The sequence below is a fragment of the Limnohabitans sp. Rim11 genome (assembly GCF_001269365.1).
Classification (GTDB): domain Bacteria; phylum Pseudomonadota; class Gammaproteobacteria; order Burkholderiales; family Burkholderiaceae_C; genus Limnohabitans_A.
On record NZ_CXOM01000001.1, the window covers coordinates 33,417 to 45,984 of the forward strand.

10 protein-coding genes are annotated in these 12,568 nt (G+C 54.2%); 6 read left to right on the plus strand and 4 right to left on the minus strand.

The window, feature by feature from the left end; genetic code table 11:
* Positions 1-10: 10 nt before the first annotated feature.
* From AMM03_RS00160 to AMM03_RS00180, 5 genes are all read left to right on the plus strand, one after another.
* Entirely contained in the window at positions 11-1,522 is a 1,512-nt protein-coding gene (locus AMM03_RS00160; protein ID WP_090128480.1) for a tripartite tricarboxylate transporter permease, read from the plus strand.
* A gap of 207 nt (positions 1,523-1,729) precedes the next feature.
* The gene (locus AMM03_RS00165; RefSeq protein ID WP_090129250.1) at positions 1,730-2,686 is read left to right on the plus strand and encodes a Bug family tripartite tricarboxylate transporter substrate binding protein; all 957 of its coding nucleotides are present in this window, start codon (positions 1,730-1,732) and stop codon (positions 2,684-2,686) included.
* A gap of 4 nt (positions 2,687-2,690) precedes the next feature.
* Entirely contained in the window at positions 2,691-4,313 is a 1,623-nt protein-coding gene (locus AMM03_RS00170; RefSeq protein WP_090128481.1) for a gamma-glutamyltransferase family protein, read from the plus strand.
* Positions 4,310-5,215, plus strand: a complete 906-nt coding sequence (locus AMM03_RS00175) for a DMT family transporter (protein ID WP_090128482.1) — start codon at positions 4,310-4,312, stop codon at positions 5,213-5,215. Before AMM03_RS00170 ends, AMM03_RS00175 begins: the two co-directional genes overlap by 4 nt.
* 37 nt (positions 5,216-5,252) lie before the next feature.
* A complete protein-coding gene (locus tag AMM03_RS00180) occupies positions 5,253-6,050 on the plus strand; it encodes an SDR family oxidoreductase (protein ID WP_090128483.1) in 798 nt (265 codons plus the stop codon).
* 7 nt (positions 6,051-6,057) lie between these two features.
* Here AMM03_RS00180 and AMM03_RS00185 read toward each other — a convergent pair whose 3' ends face one another.
* Positions 6,058-6,963 carry a DMT family transporter gene (locus tag AMM03_RS00185; RefSeq protein WP_090128484.1) on the minus strand — a complete coding sequence of 302 codons (906 nt, stop codon included), beginning with the start codon at positions 6,961-6,963 and terminating at the stop codon, positions 6,058-6,060.
* A 114-nt stretch (positions 6,964-7,077) separates the two neighbouring features.
* On the opposite strand from AMM03_RS00185, the gene AMM03_RS00190 reads away from it, so the two are divergent.
* Positions 7,078-8,061 (plus strand): quinone oxidoreductase family protein, encoded by a 984-nt coding sequence (locus tag AMM03_RS00190; protein ID WP_090128485.1) that lies wholly within the window; start codon positions 7,078-7,080, stop codon positions 8,059-8,061.
* An 85-nt stretch (positions 8,062-8,146) separates the two neighbouring features.
* Here the strand turns inward: AMM03_RS00190 and lspA are convergent, their stop codons facing one another.
* From lspA to AMM03_RS00205, 3 genes are read right to left on the minus strand one after another with little or no spacing between them, the layout of a single operon-like run.
* Positions 8,147-8,650 carry a signal peptidase II gene (lspA, locus tag AMM03_RS00195; protein WP_090128486.1) on the minus strand — a complete coding sequence of 168 codons (504 nt, stop codon included), beginning with the start codon at positions 8,648-8,650 and terminating at the stop codon, positions 8,147-8,149.
* Between the two features lie 5 nt (positions 8,651-8,655).
* Positions 8,656-11,520, minus strand: a complete 2,865-nt coding sequence (ileS, locus tag AMM03_RS00200) for an isoleucine--tRNA ligase (protein ID WP_090128487.1) — start codon at positions 11,518-11,520, stop codon at positions 8,656-8,658.
* Between the two features lie 42 nt (positions 11,521-11,562).
* A complete protein-coding gene (locus tag AMM03_RS00205) occupies positions 11,563-12,567 on the minus strand; it encodes a bifunctional riboflavin kinase/FAD synthetase (RefSeq protein WP_090128488.1) in 1,005 nt (334 codons plus the stop codon).
* Position 12,568 lies beyond the last annotated feature (1 nt).

Sequence of the window (12,568 nt, forward strand, 5' to 3'; positions counted from 1 at the left end):
GAGTTAAAAAATGGACTTGATTAACAACTTAAGCCTGGGTTTTGGCGTTGCGTTCACGTTTCAAAATCTGATTTACGCTTTCATCGGCTGTTTGCTCGGCACCCTGATTGGTGTGTTGCCAGGCATTGGTCCTGTGGCCACCATTGCCATGCTGTTGCCTGCAACGTATGCTTTGCCGCCCATTGCCGCGCTCATTATGTTGGCCGGTATTTATTACGGCGCCCAATACGGTGGTTCAACGACTGCCATTTTGGTCAACTTGCCTGGCGAGTCTTCATCGGTGGTGACGGTCATTGACGGCTATCAAATGGCCCGAAAAGGTCGAGCGGGTCCTGCATTGGCTGCTGCCGGCTTGGGCTCATTCTTTGCCGGTTGCGTCGGTACTTTGATCTTGGCCGCCTTTGCTGCGCCTCTGACTGAAGTGGCCTTCAAGTTTGGACCTGCAGAGTACTTCTCACTCATGATCTTGGGCCTGATTGGCGCGGTGGTGTTGGCCTCTGGCTCACTCATCAAAGCCGTGGGCATGATTGTGCTGGGCTTGCTTCTGGGCCTCATTGGTACGGACGTGAACTCCGGCGTGGCGCGTTACAGCTTTGACATTCCTGAACTCACAGACGGTATTGGCTTCATTACCATCGCCATGGGTGTGTTCGGTTATGGCGAAATCATTGCCAACTTGTCACAGCCTGAAGACAAGCGCGAAGTGTTCACTGGCAAAGTCAAGGGCTTGTTCCCAACTGGCGAAGACTTCCGCAACATGATTCCGGCTGTGTTGCGCGGAACCACCATCGGCTCAGCCTTGGGCATCTTGCCTGGCGGCGGTGCTTTGTTGGCAGCGTTTGCGGCTTACACCATTGAGAAGAAAACCAAATTGCGTCCTGGCGAAGTGCCCTTCGGCCAAGGCAATATTCGCGGTGTAGCGGCTCCTGAGTCTGCCAACAATGCAGGTTCACAAACCTCCTTCATTCCATTGCTCACTTTGGGTATTCCACCCAATGCCGTGATGGCTTTGATGGTAGGTGCCATGACCATTCACAACATTCAGCCTGGTCCTCAAGTGATGACCAGCAATCCAGAGTTGTTCTGGGGTCTGATTGCTTCCATGTGGTTGGGTAATTTGATGTTGGTTATTTTGAACTTGCCACTCATTGGCATCTGGATCAAATTGCTCACAGTGCCTTACCGTTGGTTGTTCCCAGCCATTGTGCTGTTCTGTGCCATTGGTGTGTACTCCACCAACAACAACACCTTCGACATTTGGATGGTGGGTGCCTTTGGTGTCATTGGTTATATGTTCATCAAGTTGGGCATGGAACCAGCACCATTGTTGTTGGGCTTCATCCTGGGCCCCATGATGGAAGAGAACTTGCGCCGAGCACTGCTGTTGTCTCGCGGTGATTGGTCCGTGTTTGTCACGCGCGGCTTGTCTGCCAGCTTATTGGCTGCTGCTGCGGTACTGCTCATCATTGTGTTGTTGCCCTCTGTCAAATCTAAGCGCGAAGAAGCCTTCGTCGAAGATTGATCTGCATTTCGCATCTCACCAAAACGGCACCTCTGGGTGCCGTTTTTTTATGGGCACTTAATAGGGTGTGAATCTCGCAGGTGACGGTGCAAGATGTCTTTTCCTGACACAATGTTTGGTTTTACACGTCTTTGGAATTTCATCATGCAGTACAGATTGAATTTAAAACGTCGACTTTCAGCAGGCTTCGCCACTGGCGCAGTGTTGATGGTCTCGGTAGCCGCCTCTTTGCTGGCCACGTCAGCTTCAGCACAAACGACCCCCATGTCATACCCCACCAAGCCCATTCGCTTGGTGGTGCCGTTCCCAGCGGGCGGTGCAACTGATATTTTTGCCCGTACGCTTTCTCAAAAATTGGCTGAGAAAATTGGCTCGGCTGTGGTGGTCGAAAACAAACCAGGTGCCGGTGGTACGTTGGGCTCTGACCTGGTGGCCAAGTCGCCTGCGGATGGCTACACATTGCTGTTGGCCACCTCCAGTACCCACTCCATTGGCCCCAACCTCAATCCCAAAATGCCTTACGACGCAGTGCGTGATTTCACGCCCATTGCACAAGTCGGCAATGCGCCCAGCATCATGTTGGTGCCCAACAGTTCGCCTGCCAAAACCATTCAAGAGTGGATTGATTACGCCAAGAAAAATCCAGGTCGCTTGAACTACGCGTCTAGCGGCAATGGCACCATTGTTCAACTCACGGCCGAATTGTTCAAAGCACAAGCAGGTTTGTTTGTGGTGCACATTCCCTACAAAGGCACTGCGCTGGCCATGCCCGATTTGATCAGCGGCAAGATTGATGTCCTGTTCGATTCTTTGCCCACAGGCTTGCCCCATGTGAAGGACGGAAGATTGCGCGCGTTGGGCGTCACCTCTGCCCAAAGAACCAGCATGGCCCCTGGTTTGCCTGCCATTTCTGAGGTGCTGCCCGGCTATGAGTCCAACACCTGGTTTGGTTTGTTTGGCCCCGCAGGCGTGCGTCCCGAAATTGTGAACCGCGTCAATGCGGCGGCGCTTCAGGCTTTGGGCGATCCCGAAGTCAAAGACAAATTGCTTCGATTGGGCATTGAGCCCATTGGCACCTCGCCCGCACAGTTTGGCACCATGTTGGCTTCGGAATCAGCCAAATGGAAAAAGATCATCAGCGAACGCAAAATCACATTGGACTGACCCCATGAGCTTTGATTTCAGCACCCCTTATTCGTCGGCGCGTTTGCCCGTTTTTGCGCGCAACATTGTTTCTACGTCGCACCCTTTGGCCGCACAAGCTGGCCTCAGAATGATGCAGCAAGGTGGCAATGCCGTCGATGCGGCCATTGCAGCAGCGGCAGCCATGACCATTGTTGAACCCGTCAGCAATGGTTTGGGCTCAGACGCCTTTTGTATTTTGTGGGATGGTGAAAAGTTGCATGGCTTGAATGCATCAGGCCCCGCACCGCAAGCCTGGACGCCAGAATACTTCCATCAAAAATATGGCAAGGATTCGGTCAATCCACCCAAGCGCGGCTGGGACTCTGTCACAGTGCCAGGGGCTGTCAGTTCGTGGGTAGCTATGAGTGAGCGTTTTGGCAAATTGCCTTTTGCCGATTTGATGGCGCCTGCCATCGAAATTGCTGAACGTGGTTACTTGGTGCCTGTCGTGGTACAACAAAAATGGGATGCTGCCACGCCACTGCTTCAATCTTTGCCAGGCTTTGCTGAAAGCTTTTTGCCTTGGGGTCGTGCCCCCAATGTGGGTGAGTTGTTTCAATTCAAGGCCGCAGCCAAAGGCTTGAAGGCCATTGCCGAAACCAAAGGACGTGCTTTTTACGAAGGCGAAATTGCAGAAGCCTTGGTTCGTTTTTCTGATCTCCATGGCGGTGCTTTGACTTTGAAAGATTTGTCGCAGTACCGACCAGAATGGGTGGAGCCCATTGCCCAAAATTACCGTGGCTACACACTCCACGAAATTCCACCCAATGGCCAAGGCATTGCAGCCTTGATTGCCTTGGGTATTTTGGAGAATTTCGATTTGGCCAGTCTCAAGGTCGATGGGGTTGATTCTCAACATTTGCAAATTGAGGCCATGAAACTGGCCTTCGCCGATGTGTACCGGTATGTCGCCGATCCCAAGCACATGGAAGTCACGCCAGCTCAAATGTTGGACACAGCCTACTTAAAAAGCCGTGCTCAGCTCATTGATATGAAAAAAGCGCAAGACTTCAAGGCAGGCAACCCGGTCAAGGGCGGCACCATTTACCTCACCACCGCCGACGAAAACGGCATGATGGTCAGCTTCATTCAAAGCAATTTCATGGGCTTTGGCTCGGGTGTGGTGGAGCCTACTTTTGGCGTCAGTTTGCAAAACCGCGGCTTTGGTTTCAGCACCGACGCCAAAGGCCTGAACCCTGCCAACTTGGTGGCACCTGGCAAGCGTCCTTTCCAAACCATCATTCCAGCTTTCCTGACTCAAAACGGTCAGCCCGTCATGAGCTATGGCGTGATGGGTGGCAACATGCAACCGCAAGGCCACATGCAGACTTTGGTGCGCATGCTCGATTACGGACAAAACCCACAAGCGGCTTGTGATGCACCTCGCTGGCGTTACAACACCGGCATGTCCATCAATGTGGAAGCCAATATGGACTCCAGCACGGTACAGGGCCTGAACGATTTGGGCCACGACTTGGAAGTCATCAACGACTCTTACCAAGATTTCGGAGCAGGTCAATTTATTTGGCGCATGGGTGACCCCAAGGTCCAAGGCTATTTGGCTGCATCAGACCCCAGACGCGACGGCCAGGCGGCTGGCTTTTGACCCAAGCGCCAGTTTCTCGGTTCACCTCTGGGCTGCTGCTGGCTGCAGCAGGCTCCATCGCGTTCAGCGGTAAAGCCATCATTGTCAAACTTGCCTACCGACACGGTGTCGACGGTGTCACCTTGCTGATGTTTCGCATGTTGTTTGCCATGCCTTTTTTCTTGGCAATGGCTTGGTGGGCGGGGCGCGGCCAAGCGCCTCTGACTCGGCGTGATTGGTGGGGCGTGGTGGGCTTGGGCTTTTCTGGTTATTACCTGTCTAGCTTTCTTGATTTTTTAGGCCTGCAATACATCAGCGCGTCCTTAGAGCGCCTAATTTTGTACCTCAACCCTACCTTGGTCTTGGTGCTAGGCTGGGTCTTGTACAAAAGAAAAATCAGTTACCGACAAGGCCTTGCGATGGCTGTCAGCTACAGCGGCATGCTGCTGGTGTTTGGCCATGAAATTTCATTGGAGGGCGACAACGTGGTGTTGGGCGCAACTTTGGTATTTTTGAGCGCTGCCACTTATGCCGTTTATTTGAGTTACAGCGGCCAGTTGGTTCAGCGCCTGGGCTCATTGCGCTTGGCAGGGCTGGCCACCACAGTGGCTTGTCTCTTGTGTATTCTTCAGTTTGCGCTGCTTATGCCTCTTTCTGCGCTTCATGTGGCACCCGAGGTCATTGGTCTGTCTGTGTTGAATGCCACAGCTTGTACCGTGCTGCCTGTTCTGATGGTCATGATGGCCATCGAGCGCATTGGTGCTGGGCTGACTTCACAAGTTGGCATGATTGGCCCCATGTCAACACTGATCATGGGGGTTTTGTTTTTGAACGAAGCTCTGACAGTCTGGATTTTGGCGGGAACCGCCTTGGTTTTGGGTGGGGTCTTTTGGGTGACTCAGACACCCAAAGCGCTTAAATAATTTTGTACATTTCATTGTCAACATTGAAGGAGTCAACATGGACTTAGGGATCAAAGGTAAATGGGCGCTGGTGGGTGGTGCTAGCAAGGGCCTGGGCTGGGGCTGCGCGCGCGCGTTGGCTTTAGAAGGCGTCAATGTGGTCATGGTGGCTCGCGGCGCCGAGGTCTTGAATAAGACCGTAGCCGATTTGCAAAAAGAAGCACCGGGCGTCAAGCTGATTGGCGTTGCAGCCGATATCACCACCGAGGCAGGCCGTGCAGCCTTGTTCTCAGCACCTGGTGGCCCAGGCAAAGACTTTGACATTGTGGTCACCAATGCAGGCGGTCCACCCCCTGGCGATTTTCGCAATTGGGACCGCGAAGCATGGATCAAAGCGGTCGATGCCAACATGCTCACTCCCATTGAACTGATCAAGGCCACCGTCGATGGCATGGCGGCGCGAGGCTTTGGCCGCATCGTCAACATCACGTCCAGTTCGGTCAAGTCGCCCATCGATATTTTGGGCCTGTCCAATGGCGCACGCAGTGGCCTCACAGGTTTTGTAGCGGGTGTAGCCCGTACCAAAATTGCAGCGCAAGGCGTCACCATCAACAACATCTTGCCCGGCAAGTTTGACACCGACCGCATTCGCACCACCGTGGAGGCTGCTGCACAAAAGAGCGGCAAAACAGTTGCCGAGATTCGGGCGCAACAACAATCCCAAATTCCTGCGCTAAGGTACGGAACGCCTGAAGAATTTGGCGCTTTGTGTGCCTTCATTTGTAGTCAGCAAGCGTCCTACATCACCGGTCAAAACTTGTTGACCGATGGCGGTGCTTACCCAGGCACTTACTGATAGTTGCTTAAGTGGGGCGGCGTGATGAGACCAAAATGCCGCTCACAATTAAAGCAAACGCCAAGGCGTGATAGGCCTTGGGCAAATCGCCCAAGAACACGCTGGACATGATGGCGGCAAACAGCGGCGTGAGGTTGGAAAAAAATCCCGCCACCGCCGGTCCTGCTGTTTGCACGCCCAAACCCCAGCATCGATAAGCCAATACGGCAGGCCCCACCGAGACAAACGCCAGCGCAGCAAACAGCGGTGGCCCCCAGACAATGTGCGCATCGGTCAAAGCCCACTCTGCACCGGTAAACATGCCGGCCCACCCCAAACCGAAGATGACTTGGGCCATCAGAAACATGGCCCAGTTGTTGCGTATTTCATCGGGTTCATTGCGCTGCGTTAACAGCCAGCTGTAGAGCGCCCAACAGGCGGTGGCCAATAAGATGTAAATGTCACCCACTACAAAACTGACTTGCATCAGCTGCTGAAAATCGCCGCGTGACAAAACCACCACCACGCCGGCAATCGAGAGTGCTGCGCCTAGCCACTGCGCAGGCCTGACAGGTGTTTTGAAAAACACAGCGCCCATGGCCAGCATAAAGACGGGCGTACTGCCTGCCACCAAAGTCACATTGAGAGGGGTAGAGGTTTGAAGCGCCAAATACTGAAGTGCGTTGTAGCAACCGACGCCTAACAAACTCAAGATGGCAAAACGCCGCCATGAGGCCCACAAGGGACTGCTGGCTTTAAGCAGTTTGCCAGCCAGGGGCAATAAGATAAAAAACGCAATCAGCCATCGCAAAAAATTGAGGGTAATAGGGGGAACCAAATCACTGACCAATCGGCCAACCACTGCATTGCCTGCCCATAGCAGTGGGGGCACGGTTAGCAACAAGGCCGTACCCGGCGAGAGTTTTTGTGTCATGCCGGCGACTTTAACGCCATCTGCTTAACTTGGCTGTCGCACAGGGCAACGCTTTTCGTGGCAAAGTCTAGGGTGTCCTGATTTCTATTGACGAACTTTCTTTCGGAGACTTTCATGAGCTTAGCCGTCCAAATCGACCAACACGGTGGTCCAGAACAACTCAAATTGGTGGATGTCACAGTAGGCCAACCCGGCCCCGGTGAAATTCGCATTCGCCACAAAGCCATTGGCCTTAACTTCATTGACGTGTACCAGCGCAGTGGCCTGTATAGCTTGCCCATGCCCCTCAAATTGGGCATGGAAGCCTCTGGCATTGTGGAAGCCGTGGGCGAGGGCGTCACACACCTCAAGGTGGGCGACCGTGCTGCCTATGCCAGCCAGCCCCCAGGCAGCTACTGCGAAGAACGCGTCATGCCGGCCAAGTGCGTTTGTAAATTGCCAGACGACATCTCTTTTGAAACTGGCGCCGCCATGATGCTCAAGGGTTTGACGGCCCAATACCTGCTCATGAAAACGCGCCCTACAGAAGGCCTGCAAGCTGGCGACCACGTGTTGTTCCATGCAGCTGCGGGTGGTGTCGGCCTCATTGCATGCCAATGGGGTAAGGCCTTGGGCTTCCGCATGATCGGTACAGCGGGCTCAGATGCCAAATGCCAATTGGCCGTTGCCAATGGCGCAGAGCACTGCATCAACTACAGCACCGATGATTTCTTGGCCCGCGTCAAAGAGATCACGGGTGGCAAAGGCTTGAAAGTGGTTTATGACTCAGTGGGCAAAGACACTTGGGACAAATCACTTGACTGCTTGCGCCCCTTCGGCTTGATGGCCACCTTTGGCAATGCTTCTGGTGCTGTACCGCCCTTTGCGCCTGGTGTGTTGGGCGTTAAAGGTTCTTTGTATGTCACCCGCCAAACCTTGTTCAGCCACATCACGACGCGCGAAAGCACGCAAGCCATGGCCGACGATTTGTTTGCCGTGGTGCAAAGCGGCAAGGTCAAAATCCACATTGATCAAACCTTCCCCTTGGCACAAGTGCAAGAAGCTCACAAGGCTTTGGAAGCCCGCAAGACAACGGGTTGCACCATCCTCACGCTTTAATCCAGAGACTTTCTCTAAAGAAATTTGTCTTGGAGAACAAAAAGGGTACTTCGATGAGTGCCCTTTTTTCTTGCCTAATTAATTTTCACTTACCGCGGCGCACTCGAAGCAATTCGTCCAGTATCAAAAGCGCGGCACCCACAGAAATAGCACTGTCGGCCACATTGAAAGCAGGGAAGTGCCACGTGCCGTAATAGAAGTCCAAGAAGTCAATCACGTGGCTGTAAATCACGCGGTCAATCACATTGCCCACGGCACCACCTAGCAGCAAAGACAAAGCCAAGCAGAACAAGGTTTGGCCTGTGTGCATTTTGAGAAGATAGACCATCACACCAGCAGCCACCACACCCAGTCCTGTAAAGAACCAGCGCTGCCAGCCGCCTGCATCTGCCAAGAAAGAAAACGCTGCGCCCGGGTTATGGACCCTGACCAAATTGAAATAAGACGTGATGGGCAATGTCTCACCCAACTGAAACGCGCCTACCACCGCAATTTTGGAGAGCTGGTCGACTAGCAGGGTGATGAGCGCAATGCCCAACCACAGCCACACGCCAGCGCCTGATTTAAAGGCAGTCTTTGTTTTGGCCATCTTGCTTAAGCGAACAAACGCTTTTCACCCGCGCCATGCAGGTTGCTGTCGCAACGTCCGCAGAGTGTGGGGTGCGCTGGATTCACACCCACGTCAGGGGCGTAATGCCAGCAGCGCTCGCATTTGGTGTCTTGGCTCACAGCCACTTTGGCCACCAGGCTGTCGCCGGCTTCCAAGTTGAGTTGTGAGGTGATGAACACAAACTTAAGGTCATTGCCCAGACTAGCCAACAAGGCGTGGTCTTCAGGGCCCGCTTGCAACGTGACGGAAGCCTGCAAAGATGCACCCACCTTGCCATCTGCGCGCAAGGCTTCGATGTCTTTGTTGACCTGATCGCGAATTTCGCGAATGCGGGCCCACTTGGCCAACAGCGCTTCATTGGGTGTGCCCAAATCGCTGAAGGTTTCCATGAAGATCGACTCAGAACTGCCAAAGGTTTGCCAAGCTTCTTCGGCCGTAAAGCTCAAGAACGGCGCCATCAAGCGCAACATGGCATGCGTGGTGCGATAGAGCACCGTTTGTGCAGAGCGACGTGCCAATGATTTAGGCGCGCTGGTGTAGAGGCGGTCTTTGAGCACGTCCAAATAGAACGCGCCCAAATCTTCAGAGCAATACACCTGCAACTTGGATACCACGGGGTGGAACTCGTACACCTTGAAGTGCGCCAAGATGTCGGCTTGCAATTGCGCGACACGGCTTAAAGCAAAGCGATCAATTTCTAACAAGTCGGCATCGGCCACGGCATCTTTGGCAGGGTCAAAGTCGCTCACGTTGGCCAGCAAGAAACGCAAGGTGTTGCGAATGCGGCGATAGGCATCCACCACACGCGCCAAAATTTTGTCGTCGATGTTGAGGTCGCCAGAGTAGTCGGTCGAGGCCACCCACAAGCGCACAATTTCTGCGCCCATTTTGTCGCTGATCTCTTGGGGTGCCACCACATTGCCCAAGCTCTTGCTCATCTTGCGGCCTTGGCCATCGGTGGCAAAGCCGTGGGTTAGCAAGCCCTTGTAGGGCGCGCGATCGTAGAGTGCACAACCGAGCAGCAAGGAGCTGTGGAACCAGCCGCGGTGTTGGTCATGGCCTTCCAAATACAGGTCGGCTTCTGGGCCCGCGTCGTGGAAGGGGTTGCGATCGTATGCATCTTTGTGACTGCCGCGCAGCACGTGTTGGAAGGTAGAACCAGAGTCAAACCACACTTCCAAAATGTCAGTGCTCTTGGTGTAGTTGGGGGCATCGGCGGCGCCCAAAATTTCTTCTACCGTGACGCGGCTCCAAGCTTCAATGCCGCCTTGTTCAACGATGTTGGCCGCTTGGTCCAAGATCTCCATAGTGCGAGGATGCAACTCGCCAGAGTCTTTGTGCAAGAAGAAGGGCACAGGCACGCCCCAGCTGCGCTGACGTGAAATGCACCAGTCAGGGCGATTGGCAATCATGTCGCGCAAACGCGTCTTGCCGTTTTCTGGATAGAAATTGGTTTGGTCGATGGCATCGAGTGCCAACTGACGCAAGGTCTTGGGGGCTTTGTCTTTGGTGAAGACGCCAGGGCCTTCGTCCATTCGCACAAACCACTGCGCCGCCGCGCGGTAAATGACCGGCGTCTTGTGGCGCCAGCAGTGCGGGTAGCTGTGGGTGATGCCGTAAGTGGCCATCAAGCGATTGCTCTCACCCAACACTTCGATGATGCGAGGGCAGGCTTTCCAAATGTTCATGCCACCAAACAGGGGCAGTTCTTCTGCGTAGCTGCCGTTGCCTTGAACGGGGTTCAGGATGTCGTCATAAGCCAAGCCATTGGCCACGCAAGAGTTAAAGTCATCTACGCCATATGCAGGCGCAGAGTGAACGACGCCGGTACCGTCTTGTGCGCTGACGTATTCAGCCACATAGACCGGTGAGAAGCGTTTGTAGCCTTCGTGCACGTCGTACAAAGGATGCTTGAAATTCAAGCCGCCCAATTTGTCGCCCGTGGTGGTGGCCACCACTTGGCCTTCCAACTTGTAGCGCTCTAAACATTTTTCGACCAAGGATTCAGCCAAGACCAACAAACCTTTGTCGGTGTTGACTAAGGCGTAAACCAATTCGGGGTTGACGTTCAAAGCTTGGTTGGCGGGCAGGGTCCAGGCAGTGGTGGTCCAGATGACTGCGAAGGCAGACTTGGGTGCACTTTCTTGTCCGGGCAAAGCAGCCAAGCCAAATGCCTTGGCCACGGCAGTGTTGTCAGCGGCTTCAAAGGCCACATCGAGGGTATCGCTCTTTTTGTCGGCGTATTCAATTTCAAATTCGGCCAAAGAGGAGCCGCAATCGAAGCACCAGTAAACGGGCTTTAAACCGCGGTAGACAAAGCCGCGTTCAATGACGCGTTTGAAGGCGCGGATTTCACCGGCCTCATTGGCAAAGTCCATGGTGCGATAAGGACGTTCCCAATCACCCAGCACGCCCAAACGTTTGAAGTCTTCGCGCTGTTGGTCGATTTGTTCGGTGGCAAAGGCGCGGCTCTTGGCCTGCATGTCATCGCGGCTGAGTTTGCGACCATGCAATTTTTCAATGGCGTTTTCAATGGGCAAACCGTGGCAGTCCCAACCTGGAATGTATTGCGCGTCAAAGCCTGCCAATTGCTTGGACTTGACGATCATGTCTTTGAGCACTTTGTTGAGCGCGTGACCAATGTGCAATTTGCCATTGGCGTAAGGGGGGCCGTCGTGCAACACGAACAATGGCGCACCTTTGCGGGCTACACGCAGTTTTTTGTAAAGGCCTTGGTCGCTCCAGGCTTTGGCCCAGGCGGGCTCACGCTTGGGCAAGTCGCCGCGCATCGCAAAGGCGGTGTCGGGCATGTTCAGGGTGGCACGGTAATTTGTTTTTTGTTCGGACATTGTTCAAAGCGACACGGTTAGGGCGTGAGCCCTTTTGCAAAATTAGACAGATCGTTTTGCAAAAAATTCACGCGCATCATCGCAGTCCTTGGTAATGCCCAAAGTGAGGGCTTCCAAGCTGTCGTACTTGAGTTCGTCGTGTAACTTGTGCAGCAGATCAACTCGGATGATTTTACCGTAGCCACCCTCGGCTCCAATGCTGGCCGGCCAATGAAGGCAATGGGTTTCAAGCAGAACGCGGCCGCCGTTCACATCGTTAGGGTCCAAAGAGGGGCGAATGCCCAAATTGGCCACACCTGGCAGGGGTTCAGGCGTTAAACCATGTACTTCAACGTTAAAAATACCGCTGGCCGCTGGTTTCCAGTGGCTAAAGCGCAAATTGAGGGTTCTGAAGCCGTCTTCTGCACCTTCTTGAGAGGCACCCAAGCCGCGGCCCAGTTTGCGGCCATGCACCACATGGCCGCTGATGCTGTAGGGGCGGCCCAGCAGGCGAGCCACACCCTCCATGTCGCCTCGGGCGAGGGCATCTCGCACGGCAGAGCTTGAAACCCTCAGGCCATGCACTTCGTAGCTGTTCATGCGGGCCACGTCAAAGCCTTGCTGTTGGCCTGCGGCGTCCAGCATGGCGTAGTCGCCTGCACGCTTGGCGCCAAAGCGAAAATCGTCGCCCACCAGCAAGTACTTCACGCCCAAGCCCTTGACCAAAACCTGCTGAATGAAGTCTTCAGGGGTTTGGCTGGCCAAGCGTTCGTCAAAAGGCAGCACCACCACTTGGTCAATACCGCAACGCTCAAGCTCTAGCAATTTGTCGCGCAGCGTGGCAATGCGGGCTGGCGCCAACTCAGGCTTGTTGTGCAGCTTGGCAAAAAAATCGCGAGGATGCGGCTCGAAAGTCATGACGCAGCTGGGTACACCGCGATGCGCCGCTTCATTTTTTAAGAGCGCAAGCATGGCCTGGTGGCCGCGGTGGACACCGTCAAAATTACCAATCGTCAGGGCGCACTGAGCAGCCCTGTCGGGATGGTTAAAACCGCGAAAGACCTTCATC